This is a genomic window from Mediterraneibacter sp. 210702-DFI.5.30 (genome assembly GCF_020560115.1).
In the GTDB taxonomy this organism is placed as follows: domain Bacteria; phylum Bacillota; class Clostridia; order Lachnospirales; family Lachnospiraceae; genus Mediterraneibacter; species Mediterraneibacter faecis.
Genome location: NZ_JAJCME010000003.1, coordinates 271,105 through 295,035, shown reverse-complemented (window position 1 = coordinate 295,035; position 23,931 = coordinate 271,105). Strand labels below are relative to the sequence as shown.

Annotated in this window: 24 protein-coding genes; 18 read left to right on the top strand and 6 right to left on the bottom strand. The window is 43.0% G+C overall.

Annotation, left to right across the window (positions count from 1 at the left end; genetic code table 11):
* The first annotated feature begins 27 nt into the window (after nucleotides 1–27).
* A complete protein-coding gene (locus LI126_RS05040) occupies nucleotides 28–1,281 on the top strand; it encodes a cation:proton antiporter (RefSeq protein ID WP_020437130.1) in 1,254 nt (417 codons plus the stop codon).
* A gap of 58 nt (nucleotides 1,282–1,339) precedes the next feature.
* On the opposite strand, the gene LI126_RS05035 is transcribed toward LI126_RS05040, so the two are convergent.
* Nucleotides 1,340–3,046: a S8 family peptidase gene (locus tag LI126_RS05035; RefSeq protein ID WP_227164967.1), complete on the bottom strand. Its 1,707-nt coding sequence runs from the start codon at nucleotides 3,044–3,046 to the stop codon at nucleotides 1,340–1,342.
* 188 nt (nucleotides 3,047–3,234) lie between these two features.
* On the opposite strand from LI126_RS05035, the gene LI126_RS05030 reads away from it, so the two are divergent.
* A complete protein-coding gene (locus tag LI126_RS05030; RefSeq protein WP_020437133.1) occupies nucleotides 3,235–3,771 on the top strand; it encodes a zinc ribbon domain-containing protein in 537 nt (178 codons plus the stop codon).
* A 27-nt stretch (nucleotides 3,772–3,798) separates the two neighbouring features.
* Complete coding sequence (locus LI126_RS05025) at nucleotides 3,799–4,947, top strand: cobalt-precorrin 5A hydrolase (RefSeq protein WP_020437134.1); 1,149 nt, start codon at nucleotides 3,799–3,801, stop codon at nucleotides 4,945–4,947.
* A gap of 49 nt (nucleotides 4,948–4,996) precedes the next feature.
* On the opposite strand, the gene LI126_RS05020 is transcribed toward LI126_RS05025, so the two are convergent.
* Both LI126_RS05020 and LI126_RS05015 read right to left on the bottom strand, forming a co-directional pair.
* Complete coding sequence (locus LI126_RS05020; RefSeq protein ID WP_020437135.1) at nucleotides 4,997–5,362, bottom strand: P-II family nitrogen regulator; 366 nt, start codon at nucleotides 5,360–5,362, stop codon at nucleotides 4,997–4,999.
* Between the two features lie 50 nt (nucleotides 5,363–5,412).
* Nucleotides 5,413–6,651 carry an ammonium transporter gene (locus tag LI126_RS05015; protein ID WP_227164966.1) on the bottom strand — a complete coding sequence of 413 codons (1,239 nt, stop codon included), beginning with the start codon at nucleotides 6,649–6,651 and terminating at the stop codon, nucleotides 5,413–5,415.
* A 250-nt stretch (nucleotides 6,652–6,901) separates the two neighbouring features.
* Here LI126_RS05015 and LI126_RS05010 point away from each other — a divergent pair, with 250 nt between their 5' ends.
* The 9 genes from LI126_RS05010 to LI126_RS04970 all read left to right on the top strand — a co-directional run bounded on the left by LI126_RS05010 (nucleotide 6,902) and on the right by LI126_RS04970 (nucleotide 15,092).
* Nucleotides 6,902–7,303: a metal-sensing transcriptional repressor gene (locus LI126_RS05010; protein ID WP_081016906.1), complete on the top strand. Its 402-nt coding sequence runs from the start codon at nucleotides 6,902–6,904 to the stop codon at nucleotides 7,301–7,303.
* Between the two features lie 20 nt (nucleotides 7,304–7,323).
* Nucleotides 7,324–8,172, top strand: a complete 849-nt coding sequence (cobK, locus tag LI126_RS05005) for a precorrin-6A reductase (protein WP_227164965.1) — start codon at nucleotides 7,324–7,326, stop codon at nucleotides 8,170–8,172.
* Entirely contained in the window at nucleotides 8,157–8,684 is a 528-nt protein-coding gene (locus LI126_RS05000) for a cob(I)yrinic acid a,c-diamide adenosyltransferase (RefSeq protein WP_227164964.1), read from the top strand. The genes cobK and LI126_RS05000 overlap by 16 nt, the downstream gene beginning before the upstream one ends.
* The gene (gene cbiD, locus LI126_RS04995) at nucleotides 8,684–9,853 is read left to right on the top strand and encodes a cobalt-precorrin-5B (C(1))-methyltransferase CbiD (protein ID WP_227164963.1); all 1,170 of its coding nucleotides are present in this window, start codon (nucleotides 8,684–8,686) and stop codon (nucleotides 9,851–9,853) included. Before LI126_RS05000 ends, cbiD begins: the two co-directional genes overlap by 1 nt.
* Nucleotides 9,850–10,608: a precorrin-2 C(20)-methyltransferase gene (gene cobI / locus LI126_RS04990; protein ID WP_227164962.1), complete on the top strand. Its 759-nt coding sequence runs from the start codon at nucleotides 9,850–9,852 to the stop codon at nucleotides 10,606–10,608. Before cbiD ends, cobI begins: the two co-directional genes overlap by 4 nt.
* A gap of 17 nt (nucleotides 10,609–10,625) precedes the next feature.
* A complete protein-coding gene (gene cobM / locus LI126_RS04985; RefSeq protein ID WP_227164961.1) occupies nucleotides 10,626–11,456 on the top strand; it encodes a precorrin-4 C(11)-methyltransferase in 831 nt (276 codons plus the stop codon).
* Nucleotides 11,453–12,184 (top strand): precorrin-3B C(17)-methyltransferase, encoded by a 732-nt coding sequence (gene cobJ, locus LI126_RS04980; RefSeq protein WP_196020701.1) that lies wholly within the window; start codon nucleotides 11,453–11,455, stop codon nucleotides 12,182–12,184. The genes cobM and cobJ overlap by 4 nt, the downstream gene beginning before the upstream one ends.
* Nucleotides 12,185–12,303: 119 nt before the next feature.
* The gene (cbiE, locus tag LI126_RS04975) at nucleotides 12,304–13,572 is read left to right on the top strand and encodes a precorrin-6y C5,15-methyltransferase (decarboxylating) subunit CbiE (protein WP_227164960.1); all 1,269 of its coding nucleotides are present in this window, start codon (nucleotides 12,304–12,306) and stop codon (nucleotides 13,570–13,572) included.
* Nucleotides 13,573–13,616: 44 nt separating this feature from the next.
* Nucleotides 13,617–15,092 carry a cobyrinate a,c-diamide synthase gene (locus tag LI126_RS04970; protein ID WP_227164959.1) on the top strand — a complete coding sequence of 492 codons (1,476 nt, stop codon included), beginning with the start codon at nucleotides 13,617–13,619 and terminating at the stop codon, nucleotides 15,090–15,092.
* A 60-nt stretch (nucleotides 15,093–15,152) separates the two neighbouring features.
* Here LI126_RS04970 and LI126_RS04965 read toward each other — a convergent pair whose 3' ends face one another.
* From LI126_RS04965 to pckA, 3 genes are all read right to left on the bottom strand, one after another.
* A complete protein-coding gene (locus tag LI126_RS04965) occupies nucleotides 15,153–15,362 on the bottom strand; it encodes a hypothetical protein (protein ID WP_015527809.1) in 210 nt (69 codons plus the stop codon).
* Between the two features lie 2 nt (nucleotides 15,363–15,364).
* Nucleotides 15,365–16,408, bottom strand: coding sequence for an SPFH domain-containing protein (locus LI126_RS04960; protein WP_155203354.1), 1,044 nt, complete (start codon nucleotides 16,406–16,408; stop codon nucleotides 15,365–15,367).
* 300 nt (nucleotides 16,409–16,708) lie between these two features.
* The gene (gene pckA / locus LI126_RS04955) at nucleotides 16,709–18,313 is read right to left on the bottom strand and encodes a phosphoenolpyruvate carboxykinase (ATP) (protein ID WP_055156784.1); all 1,605 of its coding nucleotides are present in this window, start codon (nucleotides 18,311–18,313) and stop codon (nucleotides 16,709–16,711) included.
* 365 nt (nucleotides 18,314–18,678) lie between these two features.
* Between pckA and cobT the strand changes: the two genes are divergently transcribed.
* The 6 genes from cobT (at nucleotide 18,679) to LI126_RS04925 (ending at nucleotide 23,920) form a co-directional block, all read left to right on the top strand.
* Nucleotides 18,679–19,797 (top strand): nicotinate-nucleotide--dimethylbenzimidazole phosphoribosyltransferase, encoded by a 1,119-nt coding sequence (gene cobT / locus LI126_RS04950; RefSeq protein ID WP_227164958.1) that lies wholly within the window; start codon nucleotides 18,679–18,681, stop codon nucleotides 19,795–19,797.
* A gap of 18 nt (nucleotides 19,798–19,815) precedes the next feature.
* The gene (gene cobS, locus LI126_RS04945) at nucleotides 19,816–20,568 is read left to right on the top strand and encodes an adenosylcobinamide-GDP ribazoletransferase (protein WP_227164957.1); all 753 of its coding nucleotides are present in this window, start codon (nucleotides 19,816–19,818) and stop codon (nucleotides 20,566–20,568) included.
* 86 nt (nucleotides 20,569–20,654) lie between these two features.
* Nucleotides 20,655–21,269 carry a histidine phosphatase family protein gene (locus LI126_RS04940; protein ID WP_227164956.1) on the top strand — a complete coding sequence of 205 codons (615 nt, stop codon included), beginning with the start codon at nucleotides 20,655–20,657 and terminating at the stop codon, nucleotides 21,267–21,269.
* A complete protein-coding gene (cbiB, locus tag LI126_RS04935; protein WP_227164955.1) occupies nucleotides 21,266–22,258 on the top strand; it encodes an adenosylcobinamide-phosphate synthase CbiB in 993 nt (330 codons plus the stop codon). The genes LI126_RS04940 and cbiB overlap by 4 nt, the downstream gene beginning before the upstream one ends.
* Nucleotides 22,246–22,830, top strand: coding sequence for a GNAT family N-acetyltransferase (locus LI126_RS04930; protein ID WP_226870788.1), 585 nt, complete (start codon nucleotides 22,246–22,248; stop codon nucleotides 22,828–22,830). The genes cbiB and LI126_RS04930 overlap by 13 nt, the downstream gene beginning before the upstream one ends.
* Before the next feature lie 40 nt (nucleotides 22,831–22,870).
* A complete protein-coding gene (locus tag LI126_RS04925; RefSeq protein WP_195937415.1) occupies nucleotides 22,871–23,920 on the top strand; it encodes a pyridoxal phosphate-dependent aminotransferase in 1,050 nt (349 codons plus the stop codon).
* The last annotated feature ends 11 nt before the right edge of the window (nucleotides 23,921–23,931 follow it).

Here is a 23,931-nt window from a genome sequence, read left to right as displayed (position 1 = left end):
AAAAATCACAAAAAGGAAGAGAAAAAAATGGACACATACAGATACTTACTGGATTTAGCAATTATTCTTATATCTACAAAATTACTTGGACTATTAACAAGACGAGTACAGATGCCGCAGGTTGTTGGCGCACTTCTGGCGGGATTGATCCTCGGACCGGCAGGATTTGGAATTCTGTCAGAGACTTCATTTATCCATGAAGTTGCAGAAATCGGAGTTATTGTTCTGATGTTTACTGCAGGTATGGAGACGGATATCAAAGAGCTGAAAGCAAGTGGAAAAGCTTCTTTTATTATTGCTCTTTGTGGTGTGATCGTTCCACTGATCGGAGGTTATGGTGTTGCCTGGTTCTTTAACCGTCCAAGCATGGCAGGAAGCAACCTGTCATCCCCTGTAGTTCTTCAGAATGTCTTTATTGGAGTTGTACTCACAGCAACGTCTGTAAGTATTACAGTAGAGACATTGAAAGAATTAGGAGCATTGAAGAGCCGTTCAGGAAATGCAATCCTTGGTGCTGCGATCATTGATGACGTTCTCGGTATTATCGCACTGACAATCGTTACAAGTCTTGCAGATGATTCTGTAAAGATTGGAATGGTTCTGATTAAAATCGTGGGCTTCTTCGTATTTTCAGGTGTTGTAGGATTTGTTTTCTATAAGATGTATAAGAAATGGGTTGACGGAGCTGAGAAGGAACTGCATCGTCATACGATTATTGCATTTGTATTCTGCCTGCTTATGGCATTTATCGCAGAAGAAGTTTTCGGTGTTGCAGATATTACAGGTGCATATATCGCAGGATTAATTATTTCCAACGTACAGAGATCTACTTATCTGGAGTCTAAGTTTGATACGTTGTCTTACCTGCTTCTGTCACCGGTATTTTTCGCAAGTATCGGTCTGAAGGTAAACCTTCCACAGATGTCAGTATCCATCATTATGTTCGCAGTTGCTCTTACAGTTGTGGCAGTTCTTACTAAGATAGTCGGCTGTGGACTTGGTGCAAAGATTTGTGGTTACAAGAATTATCAGGCGAAACGAATCGGAGTGGGAATGATCTCCCGTGGTGAGGTTGCCTTGATCGTAGCAAGTAAAGGTTCCGCACTCGGACTTATGAGTTCTTCCATCTTAGGACCGGTTATCGTAGTGGTTGTTATTACAACAGTCATCACACCGATTCTTCTGAAAGTAGTGTTCGCTCCTGGAACAGGACCGTCAACACAGGTAGAAGATGCTAAGAAGGTTACAAGCTACTATGAGAATCGAGAAGATAACAGATAGAACAAAAGAGAAAAGAATCGATAAAAGATATTGTAGAAACTTTGAGGTCATGGGACAGTTAAAGCTGTCTCATGACCTCAAATGTGTTATAGAGGTTTAATTGTCCGTATCCCCATTCACGGTTAGGGTATTCCATACTGTCTGGTCGGATGGCTCCAAGAACAAGAAGGCTTTTGATCTGGAATACGTCGATGCCGGGCATTTTGCGTTCATAGAGCTGCCATTCTAACATAAGTGCGACTGCCCCGGCGGTGATAGCAGCTGCGGCGCAGGAGCCGCTGCGCACGGCAAAACGGTCTCCTGGAAGAGCTCCTTTGATATTAATCCCGGGAGCAGTGATAGAAGGATTTTCAAATCTTGTTCTTGTATAGCCGCGTCCGGATGCCTGGGCGACTGCACCATTGCTGCCGTCGTAATAGGAGACCGTCAGAGGACTGGGAGCATTGGCCGGGTTTGTAAGAGTCGTGTAAGGATCTGATTCAAGGAAATAGACTTCTCCGTCTAAAAATTCTGTGACAGGAAGCCAGATATGGAAATCACCATTAATCAGGCGGGTCGGTTCTACGATGATTTTCCAGATGCCTTCTGCCGGGGTACGGAAACGGAAGAAGATGAGTTCAGAGTTTGCTTTTTCGACCAGAAGCCGGTAGTCAACAGAGACGCGGGTCTTTTCAAAGAGAAAATCAATGTCTGCGCTTGTGCCTACATGAAATGGAATTTTGGATGTATTTTCCCCGGACGGTGAAATAATTGAAATTGAGAAGAGATTGGGGATCAGTACCCAAAGTTCCAAAGTGAAACCGGATACATTTTCACCAACCCGGATCTCTACAGTTTTACGGTCATTTTCTGACTGGATCGTATTGAAATAATGATGACGTTTGTCTGCTTCATTTCCCGTGCCGACCACAGCAATCCGGTCGGGCATCAGACTGTAGCTGCCGAGTAATGCGGGAAGCGGAAGCGTGCCGACATGACCGCCAAGATTAGAGCCTATAGTGATACACATGACAAGTGGAAGCCCCAGTTCATCTGCCAGATCATTCAGATATTTTAATCCAAGGATCAGATCTGTTTCCTGATAGCAGACGGCTGTTTCCGTGATGCAATAATAATCCCGCAGGTATTGCTTCGCTTGTTTTAATTTGACAACAGCGAGAGTAGATTCCGGAGCGGCTCCAAGAAACTGTTCGTCAGCGTCAGCATTTCCGGCAGCGAGACTGGCAATATAAGTTCCATGTCCGTCGATATCGACAGAAGGGACCTGTGACAGTGGGGAATCAGAAGAAAGTGCCAGATCAATCTCTTCCTTACGGTATTCACTTCCGTAGAAGAAGTCTCTGGGTGGAGTTCCGCTTTGAATAGTCTGATCCCAAAGTGCCGCAATTCGCGTGGTACCGTCCAGATTGCGGAAAACTTTGTTTTGATAGTCAATCCCGCTGTCAAGAAATCCAATCAGAACGCCTTTTCCTTTTAATTGAAGTGCCGGATAGTTCTGCACAGGAAGGATGCCGGTCTGGTTCAATGTTTCCATAGCGACAGGAGCAAAACAATTCGGAATGGAATTGTAAGAAAAACGCGCCAGAGAGATTGGCTCTACAAGTTCTTTGGAAAAGTAAATGCACTGATATCCAAGCCCGGCATCCTGGATGCATGGATCTTTTTTCAGAAGTTCATTGAACAGTGGAGTACGCAGCGGATTACTGATGAAGTCGCGTGTATCTTCGGAGAGTATCTGTTCCCTGCAAGTTTCAAGATCATTCATAAGATGACTCCTGAGTTGAGTTGTAGAAAGGATATGCAAGAAGGATTCTATTTATGAAATTAGTCTAAAAATAATAGAAAATGACTTCAAAAACTGGAAGAATACGATATAATAAGACCAAGAGAAATTGTAGATCACCTTTCTGGTGGTTGAGATGATACAGCAATGATAAGAAGGGAGATTTCAGTATGAAAGATTTTTTTGAAGATTTAGGAAAACGTCTGAGCGAGACAGCAGAGGCAGTGACAGCAAAGGCAGGAGACGCGATTGAGATACAGAAATTAAAAGCACAGATCAGAGAGCTTGCAAGAGGAAATGCAGAAGATCTGATGGAACTTGGTCAGAGTATTTATGACAGATTTGAGAATGGAGAAGAACTGGATGAGGCTTCCAAGGGACTGTGCGAGGCAATTGCAAGCCGCAAGGAAAGCATGGAAGAGTATGAGAATAAGATTGAAGGGCTCAAAGGTGCGTGTGAGTGTACACGGTGTGGCAAGATGGTTGCGAAAGATATGGCTTTCTGCCCATACTGCGGATCACCTGTAGCAGAGGAAGAAGATATTTTTGAAGCTGATGATCTGGCTCAGGAAGTAAGAGAAGAGGCAGAGGAAGCAGAAGAGAGCGTTGCAGAGGCTGCTGAAGCAGCAGTTGAGGCGGTTACTGAGGCCGCAGAAGAAGCAGTGGATGCAGTAGAAGAGTCTGTGAAAGAAGAGACAGAAGAATAGTTTCAAGGATTTAAGGGAGAATGGAACGTGAAGGTTGTTATATTAAGTTTTACACAGGCAGGAACAAGACTTGGTGAGAGAATTGGAAGTCAGTTTCGGAACGAAGGGATTACGTGTCAGAACTATGCACCTGCCGGATATGCATTCGCTGACATTCTTCCGTTTCCGGACAATCCAAAAGAGCTGATCAGGGAAGGATGGGGAGAGACATCCTTCCTTTTTATTGGTGCAGTTGGAATCGCAGTGAGATATATTGCGCCTTATGTAAAGGATAAATTCACTGATTCAGCGGTTGTAGTCATGGATGAAAAAGCAGGGTATGTGATCCCACTGCTGTCAGGACATCTCGGGGGTGCGGTGGAACTTTCCAATCAGCTTGCAGTATGGACCGGCGCAGTTCCGGTACAGACAACAGCGACAGATGTTCAGGGAAAATTTGCAGTAGATGTTTTTGCAAAGAAGAATCACCTGCATTTTACAGAGCGCGAAGCAGCGAAGCAGATATCAGCTGCAGTGCTGGATGGAAAGCAGGTCGGTCTGTGGATCGGTGAAGGACTGGTATTTGAACAGGAAGATTTTCAGAAAAGCTGTTTAAAAGAACTTATACTATGTGGTTCACAGGAAGAATTGTACTCCTTTGCAGAGGAACATCCTGTGATCGTGATCACAAAGACCGCAGAAGAAGGGAGACAGTTCGTGGAATCCCTAGCGGGTTCTCTGTGGGGAGATGTCAGGAATAACGTATGTGGATGTGAGCGTAAGCCATGCATTCTCCTTTTGTATCCAATCAATATCACGGCAGGAGTAGGCTGTAGAAAACAGATTTCAAAAGAACTTTTTGAAAAGGGTCTAAACGATGTTCTGGAAGGGTATGGACTTGAACCTACGCAGTTAAAACAGCTTGCATCGATCGATCTTAAGAAAGAAGAACCTGCGATTTTGGCCTATGCGCAGAAATATAAAGTACCGTTTGCAACTTATCCGGCAGAACAGTTAGAGAAGATTACAGAGGTATCAGCCACATCACGGTTTGTGAAACAGGTGACAGGTGTTGACAATGTGTGTGAGAGAGCCGCACGGACAGCAGATGCTGACGGAGAACTGCTGTGTCCCAAGTGCATAAGAGAGCAGATGACGGTGGCATTGACAGAGACAGAAGTAACACTTCAATTTTAAAACGAAAGAAAGTTCCAGAATCTTCCGACATTCTGGAACTTTTTTTCTACTAAAGTATCTGTTCTTTTGACTGGAGTGCATCATATCCTGTCTCACGGGTGCGGATCTTCATGGCACTCCGGATTTCATAGCTGAAGATCTTACCATCACCGACTTCACCGGTATAGGCAGCTTTCTGGATTGCTTCGATTGTTTTTTTCTCCCATTCTTCGGAAGAGACAACAATTTCAAATTTGATTTTCGGCTGCATGAAAATCTCAATCTCAGAACCACGGACAATCTCCTTATAACCTCGCTGTGCACCACATCCCATGACCTGGGAGACAGTGATACCATTGACTTCTATTTCATTTAAGGCAGCCTTGACATCCTCAAATTTCTCTTCCCGAACGATAGCTTCTACTTTAATCATCATTTTAAAAATCCTCCTGTATTAATGGATATATAAATTTTGGACAGATTATATTAGTCGAATCCGTTGAAGGACGGATATGCATTTTCGCCATGTTGGGAGATATCCAGTCCAAGAGCTTCTTCCTTCTGATTTACGCGCAGTGGAGTGAAGATACGGATAATTCCAATGCAGATCAGAGTACCGACAACTGCAACAGCCGCAGTGATGATAATGCTTAATACCTGTGCAACGAAGAGATGAACATTACCGAAGACCAGTCCGTCCCATCTTGCAACAGAGTTAATAGAAGTTTTTGCAAAAAGTCCGGTTGCAATTCCACCCCATACACCGCCGATTCCATGGCAGCCAAAAGCGTCCAGTGCATCATCTATTTTCAGTTTATGCTTAATGAAGTTCATTGTAAAGTAGCAGATCGGGCTGACCAGTGCACCGATGATATAGGAAGAGCAGATCGGAACAAATCCTGCTCCCGGTGTAATAGCAACCAGTCCGACAACCAGTCCGGTAGAAGCACCGACCAGAGTAGGCTTCCCGTCTTTGATCACATCGATCAGCATCCAGGATACGAGAGCAGCTGCGGAAGAAATGGCACTTGTCATAAATGCATGGGCTGCAAGTCCATCTGCCGCCAGGGCACTTCCTGCATTGAATCCAAACCATCCGAACCAGAGCAGGGAAGCTCCAAGCACAACAAAAGGAATATTATGGATACGGTAAGATGTTTTTTCGTATCCTTTTCTTCTGCCAAGATATGTTGCGAGAACCAGGGCGCTGACACCGGAACTGATGTGTACTACATTTCCACCTGCAAAGTCAACGGAGCCGATTGCTGCAAGGAATCCTCCCTCTCCCCAGACCATATGAGCCATCGGATAGTAAACGAGGAAAGACCACAGTGCAATAAATGCGAATAATGCCTTAAATCTCATCCTTCCGACCACAGCACCGGTGATCAGTGCCGGAGTAATCATGGCAAACATCATCTGGAATGCAGCAAATACAAGATGCGGAATGGTATCCGCATACGGACCGGCTTCCCAGCCAACATCATTTAAAAAAGCCCAGCGAAAATCTCCGATAATTCCGGCGTGGTTGCCGCCAAAAGAAAGAGAATAGCCAAACATGGTCCAAAGAAGAACAGATAGTCCCATGATCGCAACGCAGGCCATCATTGTGTTACATACATTTTTTCTCCGCACAAGACCGCCATAGAAGAAGGCAAGTCCCGGTGTCATAAAGAAGACAAGCGCAGTACAGATCATCATAAAAGCAGTGTTTCCGGTGTTCATTTTCTAAATCCTCCCAATTCATCTGATAATGCAAAAAAGACGCCTGATAGAAAGGCAATCTCTTACCTTTCTGTCAGACGTCTTTGTCTTGCATATTAAGATATCACGGCTTTTGGAAAAATGCAAGAGAAAATTTTGTGGTTGCCGGTCGCACACAGTATGAACAGTAAGTAACTTATGCGGAACAAGTTGAAGAAAACGTGTTTTTGCTTTATAATCAGTGACAGAGTAAAAAGAAAGGGTTCGATGGATGATTATGAAAGAGCATACGCATTTCCGTGAGGACGGAACAGAATATACCCACGTGCATCATAACGGAGATGGGGTGGCAGAGTCACATGTACATCATCACAATCATGGCGGCACAGGACATGTTCACCGTCATGTACACAGTGCAGAAGAAAAGAAGAAGGTAATGAATCGTTTATCCAGAGCAATCGGACATCTTGAGGCAGTGAAGCGAATGGTGGAGCGCGATGAAGATTGCAGTGAAGTACTGATCCAGCTTGCGGCAGTTCGTTCTGCAATCAATAATACAGGAAAAGTGATTTTGAAGAATCATCTGGATCATTGTATTGTGGAAGCTATTGAGCAGAATGATATGGAGACAATCCGTGCTCTTGACGAGGCAATCGATAAGTTTATTAAATAAATATAAATGTGGGTGATTTGATGAAGAAAAATATTCTTATTTTTGCCGGTACGACAGAGGGACGACAGCTGGCAGAATACGCCGTTAAAGAAGGAATTCCCTGTATCGTAAGTGCTGCGACAGAATATGGGGAAGAATTATTGGAAAATGATCTGCAGTTGCGAAAAGAGAAGCATAAGAAATCAGAACTTCGAGTGATTCACGGACGTATGGATCAGCAGGAGATGGAAATATTCTTTGAAAAAGAGCAGGTGGGGCTTGTCATAGATGCGACGCATCCGTTTGCAGTTATAGTGACGGAAAATATACAGCAGGCATGTAAAAACAGTGGAATAGAGTATTTACGATGTTTAAGAGATTTTTTGACAGAAGCAAGGGCAGTCAGGTCAGAAAAGTTTGCTTGTGAAAGAACAAATGCGATTACTAAGAGTGACAGTTCTGTAGTCTGTGTGAATAGCGTGGAAGAGGCCGTGGACTATCTCGAGCAGACGCAGGGAAATATACTGATAACAACAGGCAGTAAAGAACTGGATAAATATACTCGTTTGACAAATTATAAAGAGCGGTGCTATGCAAGAGTACTTTCCGTACTCCCTTCAATGATGCAGAGCATAGATCTCGGATTTTCAGGGAAGCATCTGATTGCAATGCAGGGCCCGTTTTCCAGGGAAATGAATCTTGCACTTCTTCATCAGACAGAGGCAAAATATTTCGTAACAAAAGAATCCGGAAAGAATGGAGGATTTGCAGAAAAGCTTGAAGCAGCAGAGCAGGCAGGTGCAGTTCTTCTCGTAATTGGAAGGCCGATAGAGGAAGGCTTGTCGGTAGAGGAAGCAGAACAGGAGATGAGAAAATGGAACAGGGATTGATACACATTTATTGTGGAGACGGAAAAGGAAAGACATCAGCGGCAATCGGACTTGCAGTACGTGCTGCAGGAAGTGGACTTAAGGTTTTATTTACCCGGTTTTTAAAAAATGAATCTTCCGGAGAACTGGCGATTCTCGATGATATTTCTCAGATTAAAGTACTTCATCTTGAAAAGTCTTATGGTTTTTTTAAAAATCTTTCGGAAGAGGAAAAGGAGGAAGTAAGGGAAACTTACTTGCAGCTTTGGAGAGCGATTGAACTGGAGATTCTTACCGGAAGATATGATGTGCTTGTAATCGATGAGTTTATGGCAGCGTATAAGTATGATTTGATTCCGAAGGAGGAAGCAATCGAGTTCTTGGAGAAGAAACCAAAAGAACTGGAGATTGTATTGACTGGACGAAATCCGGATGAAAAGCTTGTAGAACTGGCAGATTATGTGTCAGAAATCAAGAAAGTGAAGCATCCGTTTGATCAGGGAATCTACGCGAGAAAAGGGATTGAATATTGATGAAGGAAATCGGAAGAACAAGATCGGGACTTCAGATGGGATATACGACCGGAAGCTGTGCGGCAGCGGCGGCAAAAGCGGCAGCAGAGATGTTATTGTCGGGAGAAGAGATTCGCCAGGTGAGACTGCTGACGCCGAAGGGCATTGAACTGTATCTTGAGTTGGAAGAGATCATGCGTAAGAAGTCAGAAGTTTCATGTGCAGTGCGAAAATACAGTGGAGACGATCCGGATGTGACGAATGGAATACTTGTTTATGCAACAGTTCAAAAGGTAGAGAAGAAGAGTAAAATAAATTCGGAGAATAGTGTGGATCTTTCCGAGAAAATCAATCTGGATGGTGGTATAGGAATCGGCCGTGTAACGAAGCCTGGACTGGAACAGAAAATCGGTCAGGCAGCAATCAACAAAGTACCGCGGAGAATGATCTGTGAAGCAGTGGAAGAAGTTTGCAGGAAGTATGAATATACAGGAAATCTGCAAGTACGCCTATCCGTGCCGGAAGGGGCAGAGGTTGCGAAGAAGACATTTAATCCAAGACTGGGGATTGAGGGAGGAATCTCAATCTTAGGAACAACAGGTATCGTGGAACCAATGAGTGAGAAGGCACTGACGGATACGATTTATCTGGAAATGAAGATGCTCAAAGAAAATGGAACAGATTGGTGTTATGTTGTCCCGGGAAATTATGGGATGGACTTCTTACGGAAAAAGCTGCATGTGGACACCGCATTTTCAGTAAAATGCAGTAATTATGTCGGTGAGACAATTGAGGATGCAAAGCTTCTTGGAATGAAAGGAATCTTGTTGATCGGACATATAGGAAAGTTTATTAAGCTGGCCGCAGGAGTGATGAATACGCATTCCAGACAGGCAGATTGTCGAATGGAAGTGCTTGGTGTGCATGCAGCAATGAATGGTGCAGATGCAGCAGTTGTGCGAGAAATCATGGATTGTATCAATACAACGGAAGCAATGGAAATACTGCGCAGGGAGAAGTTGATTGAGCCGGTGATGGAAAGTGTGATGAAACGTATTGAATTCTTCTTGAAGAACAGAGCAGGAGAAGAATTGGAAATCGGTGTGATTTTATTTTCAACAGAGGATGGCATTCTTGGAAAGTCAGAAAATGCGGATGAGTTGTTAAAGAAGATACAGGAGAATAGATGAAACAAGCAGGAAAATTTTATGGAATCGGAGTGGGACCGGGAAATCCTGAATTAATGACATTAAAAGCAGTTCGAACAATCAGGGACTGTGATGTAATAGTACTTCCGGTTTCAAATAGAGAATTGACAGAGCCGCTACTGCTAGAACAAAATGAGATGGAAAACAGAGCAGCAGGATATTTAGAAAGCTGTACAGCTTATCAGATTGCAGTGCAGACAGTTTCAGAGCTTAAGGAAAAGCAGATTCTCTTTCTCCCAATGCCAATGATCAAAGATAAGGAAAAGCTGAGAAAGATTCATGCACGGGGAGCAGAAGTGATAGAGCAGTTTCTTGAGAAAGGATGGAATCTGGCATTCCTGACGCTGGGAGATCCAACGGTTTATTCTACATGTATGTATATAGAGCAGATGATTGAACAGGATGGTTATCAGGTTGAGACAGTTTCAGGAATCCCATCTTTTTGTGCAGCAGCTGCAAGACTGAATCAGCCACTTGGAGAACAGGAAGAGCAGATTCATATTTTACCGGGCTCTTATGAGGAAGGAGAAGGTCTGCAGTTATCGGGAACAAAGATTCTGATGAAGACCGGGAAAAAGATGGGACAGATAAAAGAGTTTTTACAGGGGAGCAGTCAGGATATCTGTCTTGTAGAAAACTGTGGAATGGACGACGAACGTATTGTCCGATCAGTGGAAGAGATTTCAGAAGATGCGGGATACTATTCCCTTCTAATTGTAAAAGACAGGAAAAGATAGAAAAGGTAGGAAGAATTATGATTACATTTGTAGGAGCAGGTCCGGGAGCAGAAGATCTGATCACAGTACGCGGACAAAGACTTTTGAAAGAAGCAGACATCGTGATCTATGCGGGTTCTCTTGTGAACCCGGGATTACTTAAACTGTGTAAAGGAAAGTGTGAGATATATAATAGTGCAAAGATGACATTGGAAGAAGTGTTAGAAGTGATGGTGAAGGGCCATGGGGACGGAAAAGAAATCGTACGTCTGCATACAGGAGATCCTTGCCTTTATGGTGCGATCCGAGAGCAGATGGATGAACTGAAGAAACTTGAGATACCATATGAAGATTGTCCGGGTGTCAGTTCATTTTGCGGAGCTGCGGCAGCACTGGAAGCAGAGTATACATTGCCGGGGATCTCTCAGTCTGTCGTGATCACGAGAATGGCGGGAAGGACACCAGTGCCGGAGAAAGAGTCAGTCAGAAGCTTTGCGGCACATCAGGCGACGATGGTTTTATTCTTGAGCACAGGACTGTTAAAGGAGCTTTCAGCAGAATTGATCGAAGGCGGATACAGCGAAGATACACCGGCAGCGATTGTCTATAAGGCAACCTGGCCGGAACAGAAAGTACTTCGTTGTACGGTAGGAACGCTGGAACAGACTGCACGCGAGGCGGATGTCACCAAGACAGCGCTGATCGTAGTCGGAGAAGTGCTTGACGGGACTTATGAGAGATCAAAGCTTTATGATCCGACATTTACGACAGAATTCAGACAAGCATCCTGTTCTAAGAAGGAATTAGGACAAACCGGAGAGAATCAAAGCACAGAGATGAGACAGGAAGCAGAGGGACAGAGCAAATGAGTACAGTATATGTAGTAGGACTCGGACCGGGAGCAGAAGAGCAGATGACAGTGCGTGCACAGAAAGTATTGGAGCATTGCCCTGTTTTGATTGGTTACAATGTTTATATTGATCTTGTGAAAGAGCAGTTTCCTGATAAGATATTTTTGAGCACTCCGATGCGGAAAGAACCGGAACGCTGCAGAATGGCTTTTGAAGAAGCAGAAAAAGGTCAGGACGTTGCAATGATCTGTAGCGGAGACGCCGGAGTATATGGAATGGCAGGATTGATCTTTGAAATCGGAAAAGAATATCCTGAGATTCAGATAGAAGTTGTTCCGGGAATTACAGCGGCATCAGGAGGTGCAGCTGTTCTTGGAGCGCCTTTGATGCATGACTTTGCAGTAATCAGTTTAAGTGACCTTCTGACACCATGGGAGACGATTGAGAAGCGTCTACATGCGGCAGGAATGGCTGATTTTGTCATCTGTCTTTACAATCCGTCAAGTAAGAAGCGCGCAGATTATCTGCAGAAAGCCTGTGATATACTGCTTCAGTACAGAGATGTGGGAAATATCTGCGGTTATGTGAAGAATATCGGACGTGAAGGAGAAACATATCAGATTCTGTCATTGAAAGAACTTAGAGATACAAAGGTGGATATGTTTACAACCGTGTTTATCGGAAATTCAAGGACGATGGAACTGAATGGGCGGATGGTGACACCGAGGGGGTATAAACTGTTATAAGAAAAAAGAAACGGGCAGGCCACAACAAGAAGTGTGGTAAAAACCCGTTTCTAGATTTTATTATAGCAGATAGAAACCAAAAGAATCAAGGGAAAAATAGTTATATAGTGGGAGATGAAATGGAATCACGACAAATTATCCTTGCGGGAATAGGAATGGGATCTAAAGAATTAATTACGGCAGAAGTTAGAAAATTGATAGAAGAGGCTGATTGCCTGATTGGAGCAGAACGAATGCTTGCTTGTGCAATCAAGCTTAGAAATTCTGAGGAAAAGTGTACAAGAGAATGCACCAAGTATCAAGAATATAGAACGGAAAAGATCATATCTTATCTTCAGAAACACAAAGAGTATAAGCAAATTGTAATTCTTCTTTCCGGAGATACAGGATTTTATAGTGGAGCGAAGAATTTGCGGAATCAGTTGCTGGAAAAATTGAGCCTTGTTGAGGAAAAGAAAATAAAAATCCTCCCCGGAATTTCCTCACTTTCTTATCTTGCATCAAAAGTCGGTGTTTCATGGGAAGATGCAAAAATCCTGAGTCTTCATGGAAAAGACATGAATTTTGTACAGACGATTCACAGACATTCGAAGACCTTTCTGCTTCTCGGAGGAAAAGACACGGGGCGTCATTTCTATGAGACATTACTAGAGTATGGCTTAGGGGATGTGCAGGTTCATGTGGGATGTCAGATGTCTTATGAGGAAGAAAAGATACTTTCGGGCAAATTGTACGAGATGAAGGCAGAAGATTTTGAAGGACTCTGTGCGGTTCTTGTGGAAAATTCATCTTATTGTAAAGCAGCAGGTATGCATCTGAAAGACGAAGCGTTTATTCGAGGAAAGGTGCCAATGACGAAGTCGGAAGTGCGTTCTGTCAGTATAGCAGAGCTTGAATTAACCGAGGATGCAATTGTGTATGATATCGGCGCCGGAACAGGTTCCGTTTCTATTGAAATTGCACGTGCAGGTGAGCAGATTCGTGTGTATGCGATTGAGAAGAATCCGGAAGGTGTTGAACTGATCGATCAGAATCGGAAGAAATTTAGGACAGACGGAGTGCGAATCATAGAAGGGCTTGCGCCACATGCATTAGAGGAACTGGAAACACCGACACATGCATTTATCGGCGGGAGTTCGGGAAACTTACGAGAGATTGTCCAATTACTTCAGAGGAAAAATCCGGATGTGCGAATCGTGATTAATGCAATTTCTCTTGAGACAGTCAGTGAAGTGATGGGGCTTGTGGACGAAGGGGTTCTCCCAGATGCGGAGATTCTGCAAGTGAGTGCAGCAAGATCAAAGGTTCTTGGAAGATATCATATGATGATGGGACAGAATCCGGTTTATATTATTTCCGCAGATGGAAGAAAGCCTGGACAGGTATAAGATGAGAGAAAAGGAAACAAACAGACAGGAGAATCATGAGAAAAATGAAAGAGAATGCTTGCAATAATAAAAATCAGAAAAAAAATCCAGGGTTTTTGTTGTCTGCTGTTTCCAGTAATAGTGGAAAGACAGCTGCAGCCTGTGGCCTGATGTCTGCGTTTAAGCAAGAGGGAAAGCGTGTATGTGCGTGTAAATGCGGCCCGGATTATATAGATCCTATGTTTCATAGAGAAGTTCTTGGCGTTGATTCTAAGAATCTGGATCTGTTCTTCTCGGAAGAAGACATTTTGAAAGAGGGATACCTAAAGCATACGAAAGATGCGGATATTACTATAACCGAAGGCGTTATGGGGTTCTATGACGGAATGTCACTTGATTCTGTAAAAGGAAGTTCTTATGATGTCGCACAGACGCTAGGATTGCCAGTGATCCTTGTGATTAATGCGAGAGGTGCAGCAATGACACTTGTAGCTACGGTGAAAGGAATTGTTGAATTTCGTCCGGATAGCAATATTCGTGGAATTCTCTTAAACAGAGTATCCGCAATGCTATATCCAAGATTAAAAGAAATGTTGGAGAATGAACTGGCGAGAATCGGGCATGACGAGATTAAAATTGTCGGTTACATGCCGGAAAATGAAGCTTTTCATCTGGAAAGCCGTCATCTGGGACTTGTAACACCGCAGGAAATGGAAAATCTGCAGGAGAAGGTAAGACAGGCGGGAGAAATTCTGGCAAAAACAGTGGATCTTGAATTGCTGGAAAAGATTGCCGGTGAAGCAGCAGTATGGAAAACAGAAGTTATTGAAGAATCGGAGAAAATTGGATATTTAAAAAGTAAGAACGATCCAGTCCGAATCGCAGTGGCGCGGGACGAAGCTTTCTGTTTTTATTACAAAGATAACCTTGAACTATTAGAAAGCCTTGATTGTGAAGTGGTGGAATTCAGTCCGCTTCATGATAAAAAACTTCCTGAAAATGTGAAAGGAATTCTTCTCGGTGGCGGTTATCCTGAACTGTATGGAAAAGAATTGGCAGAAAATCAGAGCATGCTTGAATCAATAAGAAGAGCATTGGATGATAAGATTCCATGTCTGGCAGAGTGTGGCGGATTTATGTATCTTCATGAAGAAATGGAGGATGCAGATGGAAATGTTTGGAAATTAGTAGGGCGAATCCATGGAAAAACATTTCCGGCAGGTAAACTGGTTCGATTTGGATATGTGAATTTGCAGAGAAGTCCTGATGAGAATCCAATCTCTGAGTTTAAAGAACAGAAGAGCTTAGCGAACAGCTGGATTCTTCCGGGGGAAAACATCCGTGCACACGAGTTTCATTACTGGGATAGCACAGACAGTGGAAGTGACTGTCTTGCTGTCAAGCCGGATGGAAAGAGAAAATGGGAATGCATGCATCTGGAAGAGAATCTCGTGGCGGGATATCCGCATTTGTATTACCCATCTTGTAAAGAATTTGCGGAGCGTTTTGTAGAAAAATGCAGAAGCGGTTACAGAGAATAGAACAAAGAGAAACAGCAACAGATGTCGTTATAATAACATCTGCTGCTGTTTTTTTAGGCTCTATGAAATATCCAGATCAATCGGTTCGTCCAAATGTTCGGAAACATATTTTCCATTTTTCTTCCGCTGCCTGACGCACTCAGTCAGAAGATATTCAATCTGACCGTTTACGGAACGAAAATCATCTTCTGCCCAGGCTGCGATTGCGTCATACAGTTTAGCGGAGAGACGGAGAGGAACCTGCTTCTTTTTATTATCTTTTTCAGCCATCTCTAGTACAGACTTCCGGAATTAATGATTGGCTGTGTGTCATGGTTTCCACACAGAACTACGAGCAAATTGGATACCATAGCAGCCTTACGTTCTTCATCCAGTTCTACCACTTCTTTTTCACTTAATTGATCCAAAGCCATTTCAACCATGCCGACTGCTCCGTCTACAATCATCTTTCTTGCATCGATGATAGCGGAAGCCTGCTGACGCTGGAGCATGACAGCAGCGATTTCCGGTGCATAAGCAAGATATGTGATTCTTGCTTCGATGATCTCAAGCCCTGCGTCTGTCACTTTCGTCTGGATCTCTTCACGGATTCGCGCTGCAACAATCTCACTGGAGCCACGGAGACTTCCCTCATCAGCCTTTCCGTCACCGGTTGTATCGACATCAGGAGCAGTGTCATATGGATAGATGCGGACAATATTACGAAGAGCACCATCACACTGAAGTGAGAGATATTCTTTGTAATTATCAACATTAAAGACAGCTTTCGCAGTATCTACAACACGCCATGTTACGGCAATACCAATCTCAATCGGATTTCCGAGACAGTCATTGATCTTCTGTCGGGAGTTGTTCAGTGTCATAACCTTGAGAGAAATCTTTTTGCTTGAAGACTCTTCAGTGGTTCCTGTTGTAGAAACACCCAGGAGACTGGAAAGATTTGCTCCCTTCTTGGAATTGTTATCAACATCTCCACTCTGACTCAACTTTGTCTTGGAAGCAGGGTTTACACTGGTACAGAATGGATTAACAAAATAGAATCCGGCTTCTTTCAGTGTACCGATATAATTTCCGAAAAGTGTAAGAACCAGGGCCTCCTGCGGTTTCAACACTTTCAGTCCAAGGAATGGAATCCATCCAATACATAGCCAGATAATACTGATAACCAGTCCAGCGATAACCGGTGGAGCTGAGAATTCATGTTCCAGTGCAATTGCAGACAGAATACATCCTGCTATTGCGATCAGATAGAGCAGACAAAAGAGCAGAAGCATTCCCATTCCGTTTTTCTTATTTGATAATATTTTTTCATTCATAGTGATTCCTCCTCTGGAAATAAAATGAAATTTATTTGATATCATTATGATATCACTTTTAGAAAAAGAAGTCAACAAGAACAAAGAATGTGCCTTGGTACATTCTTGCGCCTGCGGCGGTTGCTTGCGACACCTACCTTGTACGCCGCAGTGCGCATCCTGAGCGGAGCGTTTTTTATATATTAGGAAAGGACTTTCCTAATATATAAAAAAGCTGTGAAAGATAAGCAATTTCATCTTTCACAGCTTTTTTATATATTTATTCTATCAATCCCAGAATTTTGGAATACAAGAACAATCTTACAGCTGAGGACCTGCAGCAACAAGTGCTTTACCAGCTTCATTTCCTTCGTATTTAACGAAGTTCTTGATGAATCTCTGAGCAAGGTCTTTTGCCTTAACATCCCACTCAGCAGCGTCAGCGTATGTGTCACGAGGATCAAGGATTCCTGTGTCAACACCCTCAAGCTCTGTAGGTACTTCGAAGTTGAAGTATGGGATTGTCTTTGTAGGAGCTTTGTTGATTGCTCCGTTAAGGATAGCGTCGATGATTCCACGAGTATCTTTAATGGAGATACGTTTTCCTGTTCCGTTCCATCCTGTGTTAACAAGGTAAGCCTTAGCTCCGCTAACTTCCATCTTCTTAACAAGTTCCTCTGCATATTTTGTAGGATGCAGTTCAAGGAATGCCTGTCCGAAGCAAGCTGAGAATGTTGGTGTAGGCTCTGTAATTCCACGCTCTGTACCAGCAAGTTTTGCTGTAAATCCAGACAGGAAGTAGTACTGTGTCTGATCCTCTGTCAGGATAGATACCGGAGGAAGTACTCCGAAAGCGTCTGCAGACAGGAAGATTACATTCTTAGCTGCCGGTGCAGAAGATACTGGACGAACGATGTTCTTAATGTGGTTGATCGGGTAAGATACACGAGTGTTCTCTGTTACGCTCTTGTCGGCAAAGTCGATCTTTCCGTTCTCATCAAGTGTAACGTTCTCAAGAAGAGCGTCACGAACGATTGCGTTGTAGATGTCTGGCTCAGACTCTTTGTCAAGGTTGATAACCTTAGCGTAGCATCCGCCCTCGAAGTTGAATACTCCGTTGTCATCCCAACCGTGCTCGTCATCACCGATGAGGAGTCTCTTAGGATCTGTGGAAAGTGTTGTCTTACCTGTTCCTGAAAGACCGAAGAAGATTGCTGTGTTCTCTCCGTTGAGGTCTGTGTTAGCTGAGCAGTGCATGGAAGCAATTCCCTTAAGTGGAAGGAAGTAGTTCATCATAGAGAACATACCTTTCTTCATCTCTCCGCCGTACCATGTGTTAACGATAACCTGCTCTTTGCTTGTGATGTTGAAAAGTACAGCTGTCTCAGAGTTAAGTCCGAGCTCTTTGTAGTTCTCAACTTTAGCTTTGGAAGCATTGTAAACAACGAAATCTGGCTCGAAGTTCTCAAGTTCTTCCTCTGTTGGCTGAATGAACATATTTGTTACGAAATGTGCCTGCCAAGCTACTTCAACGATAAAACGGATTGCCATACGAGTATCTTTGTTAGCACCGCAGAATGCATCTACAACGAAAAGTCTCTTGTTAGAGAGCTCTTTGATTGCGATATCTTTAACAGCTGCCCAAGCTTCTTCTGTAGCTGGGTGGTTGTCGTTCTTGTATTCATCAGATGTCCACCAAACTGTATCTTTGGAGTTCTCATCCATAACGATGAATTTATCTTTAGGAGAACGTCCTGTGTAAACACCTGTCATAACATTGACAGCACCGAGTTCACTTTCCTGTCCTTTTTCAAAACCTTCAAGTTCCGGTTTTGTCTCTTCTTCGAATAATAATTCGTAGGAAGGGTTGTATACGACTTCTGTTGTTCCAGTAATGCCATACTTACTTAAATCAATTTTTGCCATCTTACATATACCTCTTTCTTTCTAATGATAGAATAAAATGCTGCTCATGCAAGCTTTTCATATCCTTTTTTAATTATACATATTATGTGAAGAAAATCAATAAAAATCCCGTAAATTTTTTAACAAAGAACTGGGAAAAATGAAAGATTTCATATTAAAAATGCAAGAAGAAAAAAGAAAAATGTCAAAAAATGAAAAATTACAAGGAAAATATGACAGATTCCGTTGCTTTTTTATATATCAGAATGAAAAAAATTATGATAAAATAGGAGAATGATGCCAGAAAATGCGAAAAAAACTGGCTTGTGAAGTTAGAAAGACAAACTATAGATCAGAAGAAAATAATAAGAAAAGCAGACATAACAATGGTAGATGATGAAAGAAAAACGACAAAAAATGAAAAGATGTCGATGAAAGAAAATGAAAGATTATTGATTGAAAAATTCAAAATGATAAAACCGGTGGAGAAATCCTATGAAGAACAGGCAAAAAGACGATGGAAAACAGTTGCAAAACCACTGTTCAGCTTAGGAAAACTGGAAGATGCCGTGATCCGGATGGCAGGAATCCGAAGAGAAGCAGATTTTGAGATTAAAAAGAAAGGATTACTGATCTTTTGTGCGGATAATGGAGTTGTTTCAGAGGGAGTGACCCAGACCGGACAGGAAGTGACAGCAATCGTTGCGGATAATTTTACAAAATGTGCGACGAGCGTATGTATTATGGCAGAGACCGCCGGAGTGGACTTATTTCCAATCGATATCGGAATGGTGACAGATGTTCCGTCGGTGACAGATCCGGAAGACAAAGTGATGTACGGAACAAAGAATATGGCGATGGAACCTGCAATGTCAAGAGAACAGGCTGCACAAGCCGTTCTTATTGGCATACGAAAGGTCAAAGAGCTGGCAGAACAAGGGTATGATCTGATCGCAACCGGTGAGATGGGGATTGGAAATACAACGACCAGCAGTGCTGTTGTGTCCGTTCTGCTTGATGAAAGTGTAGAAAATGTGACAGGGAGAGGCGCAGGCCTTAGTTCAGAAGGGCTGAATAGAAAGATTCGTGCAATTGAGAGAGCAATTGAAAAGCATCAGCCGGACAAGGAAGATATTTTAGATGTCTTGTCCAAAGTCGGAGGGCTTGATATTGCCGGAATGGCAGGTGCATTTCTCGGAGGTGCGATCTATCATATTCCGGTTCTGATCGATGGGTTCATCTCTTCTGCAGCGGCATTGTGCGCAGTGCGTATGGTTCCTGAGACGGCGGATTATATCCTGGCATCACATTGCTCCGGAGAGCCGGCGGGGCGAATGGTCTTAGAAGAGCTGAAACTTCCATATCTGATTGATGCGAAGATGTCTCTTGGAGAAGGTAGTGGTGCAGTTGCAGCAATTCCACTTCTTGAGATGGGTGTGAATGTTTATCGGAAGATGAGTACTTTTGAAGAGATTAAAGTAGAGCAGTATGAAGAACTTAAGTGAAGATGAGGAGTAAGAAAAATGTGGTTATTGAACGCAATGATCATTGCAATCGCTATGTATTCTAAGATTCCGATGCCGCGGGTTGACTGGAATGAAAAAAATATGAGATATGCGATGTGCTTTTTCCCATTGGTCGGAGTTATAATTGGAGTATTGGAAATAGTTGCCGGGAACCTGATCACAGTATGGAAGGGAGAAGGAACTTTCTTTCATGCAGTTGTACTGACTTTGATTCCGGTTTTTATAACAGGAGGAATTCATCTGGATGGATTCGCAGATACAATGGACGCAAAAAGTTCTTATGGAGACCGGGAGAAGAAACTGGAGATTCTGAAGGATCCTCATACGGGAGCATTTGCGATCATCAGTCTTTGTTGTTACTTCCTTTTGTGTGCGGGGATTTTTAGTGAAATGCGAACAGAACGTTTATTTGCAACAGCACTCGTGTTCGTGTTTTCACGTTCATTGAGTGGAATTTCTGTTGTGACATTTCAGGCAGCGAAGAACAGTGGGCTGCTTCGGACTTTTCAGGATGGTGCACAGAAGAGAAATGTAAGGATCGTATTGATCCTATGGCTAGTGGCAGCAGGAGTCGGATTCTATCTGACAGCAGGAGTATGCGGAGCGGCAGCAGCAGTTGTCGGACTTGCTGTTTTCTTTTACTATTATCAGTTTAGCAGAAAACAGTTTGGTGGAATTACAGGTGATCTTGCCGGATACTTCCTGCAGTTGTGTGAGCTGTTTATGCTGGCAGTGCTTGCATTATTCTAGAAATGTTATTGCATATAAATGTTTTATGATAGATGCTTTATTATAGAAATGAAAATGAAATAAAATAGATTTTTTTGGAGTGATTTATGGAGCTTATTTTGATCCGGCATCTGAAGACACCGGGCAATGAAAAGAGACAATATATTGGAAGTACAGATGAAGAACTGTCAGAACAGGAAGTACTGAACTTTAAACAGAAATATAAAATAGATAGCTATCCAAAGGTACAGCAAGTGATTGTCAGCCCAATGAAGAGATGTATTCAAACGGCAGAGTTGATTTATCCGAAGAACCAGATCACGCAGGAAGTATTGTTAAAGGAATGTGATTTTGGTATTTTTGAAGGTAAGACATATGAAGAACTGAAAGATAGAGAAGAATATCAGGCATGGTTGGATTCCGGTGGAACGATTGCATTTCCGGAAGGGGAGGAACAGAAGGAATTCCGTTCACGTTGTGTGAGAGGTATGCTCTGTCAGGTGGATAGATTATGCAAAGAAAATGTAGAAGGTGCAGCTTTTGTCGTTCATGGAGGAACGATTATGGCTGTGCTGGAACAATTGGCAGAAGACCAAAAAGATTTTTATCACTGGCAGGTGGAAAATGGCGGAGGATATAGAATGCTTGTTGACGAAGAAGAGTGGAAGTCCGGCGTTCACAGATTTTATGAAATTCAAAAACTGGGAGGCGCGATAGAATGAATGGGAAGATGATAATCCTGGCATGTATCATAGGATTTTTGTTAGACTGCATTTTCGGAGATCCGGTCTGGATGTACCATCCGATACGCGTGATCGGAAACCTGATCAGTGTGTTGGAAAAAGGATTGCGGAAGTTGTTGTGCAGTCGGATTCCTGCATCAGAACAAAGGAAGAAAAATAAAAGAGAAGTTCTGGCAGGAGGGATTTTATGGATTCTGACAGTTTCGTTATCCTTTCTTGTACCGGCGGTACTCTTATTTGCTGCAGGAAAGGTTCATCCGGCAGTACGGTTTCTTTTGGAAACCTTCTGGTGTTACCAGATATTTGCGGCGCGGTGTCTTGTAGGAGAAAGTAGGAAGGTTTATCAGAAATTAAAAGAAGACGACTTGCCTGGTGCAAGAAGAGCTGTATCCATGATTGTCGGAAGAGACACAGAGAACCTTACAGCAGAAGGTGTGACGAAAGCAGCGGTAGAGACTGTGGCGGAGAATACTTCCGACGGCGTGACGGCTCCGTTATTATTTCTTTTGATTGGCGGCGCACCGCTTGGATTCTTATACAAGGCAGTGAATACGATGGATTCTATGCTTGGATACAAAAATGAAAAATATCTGTATTTCGGAAGGATACCGGCAAAGATGGATGATGTGTTTAATTACATTCCGGCGAGGTTGACTGCGTGGTTTATGATTGTTGCAGCATTTTTGACGGGGATGGATGGAGAGAATGCGTGGAAGATTTATCTGCGTGATAAGAGAAAACATGCAAGTCCGAATTCCGCCCAGTCAGAGGCGGTATGCGCCGGAGCGCTTGATGTACAGTTAGCCGGGGATGCGGTTTATTTCGGGAAAGTCTATAAAAAGGATTATATCGGCGATGCAATCCGTAAGATTGAACCGGAGGATATTCTTCGTGCCGGGAAATTAATGTATATGACAACGATACTGATGATGGTTGTCTTTGGAGGTTTATTGTTATGGATTTATTGATTCGATTTGCAAAAATGGAAGATGCAGAAGAACTTCTGGCGCTCTATACACCGTATGTAACGGATACAGTGATTACATTTGAATATGAAGTTCCGTCACTGGAAGAATTCAAAGATCGAATGCGTCAGACGATGAAAAAGTACCCGTATTTGGTCGCAGAACAGAATGGCGAGATTCTTGGATATAGCTGTGCGGGGGCATTTAAAGGTCGTGCAGCATATGACTGGGCAGTGGAAACAACAATTTATATAAGAAAAGACCGGCAGAAAACCGGAGTAGGTAAAAAGCTGTATGAGGCACTGGAGAAAGTACTGTACGCTCAGAACATTTGCAATCTATATGCATGCATTGGATATCCGGAAGTTGAAGATGAATATCTGACAAAGAACAGCGCACAGTTCCATGCACATCTTGGATACCGCATGGTAGGAGAATTCTATCATTGCGGATACAAATTTGACCGCTGGTATAATATGGTCTGGATGGAAAAGCTTCTGGATCCGGAGATTAAACATCCAAAGCCAATCAAATGGATGGAAGAGAATCGCGAGGAGCTGGAGGCAGTACTTTAAGGTTAAAAACGAAACACATAAAGAAGTAGGAGTAAGATTCATGGAATATGTACACGGAGGAGACATTTATACATATGGAGATGTGCTGGATTTTTCAGTTAATGTAAATCCTTACGGTCCGTCAGAAGAAGTTCTTGAAGCGGCAAAAAGATCGATGGATGAAGTGAGTCTTTATCCGGACAGTCAATGCAGACGGCTCAGAAAGAGACTGGCAGAGAAAAAAAGTCTGCCGGAAGAATATTTCCTTTTAGGAAATGGAGCAGCGGAGCTGTTCTTTTCTGTCGTTCTTGCAGAAAAACCAAAGAAAGCATTGCTTCCGATTCCGGCTTTCGCAGAATATGAACAGGCACTTCGGACGGTAGACTGCGAAATCATTTATCATGAGTTGAAAAGAGAGAATAACTTTGCATTGACAGAAAGCTTTTTGGAAGAACTGACAGAGGATATTGATCTTGTATTTTTATGCTCCCCATCGAATCCGTCAGGCCAGGTGATCGAACCAGAGCTGATGAAACAGATTCTTACGCGATGTGAAGAAAAGAAGATTCGTCTTGTTTTAGACGAGTGTTTTATCGAATTTCTGGAAGAAACGCAGAAATATACCATGGTGAAAAAGGTGACAGATCATCCGAGCCTTTTTCTCGTACAGGCATTTACAAAGATGTATGGAATCCCGGGATTAAGACTTGGATATGCGATGACATCAGATGCAAAGTTGCGAGAGAGCATGCAGCAGATCCGTCAGCCGTGGAGTGTGTCGGTTCCGGCGCAGGCAGCAGGGATAGAAGCGCTGACAGAAAGAGAAGAACAGAGAGTTCAGAAAATACGAAACAAAATCGTGGAAGAAAAAATGCGCATGGAAAAGAAAATGCGTGAGTTTGGGATTAGATTTATTCCAACAAAGGCAAATTTCTTCTTATTATATAGTGAAATCCCATTGTTTGATCAACTGTTAGAACAGGGGATTTTGATTCGAGATTGTGGGAACTACAGAGGATTGAGCAAAGGCTGGTATCGGATTGCGGTGCGGACAAAAGAGGAAAATGATGTTCTTTTACGGGCATTTGAAACAATCCTGTCAAAGCAGTGAAGGAGGCGAAA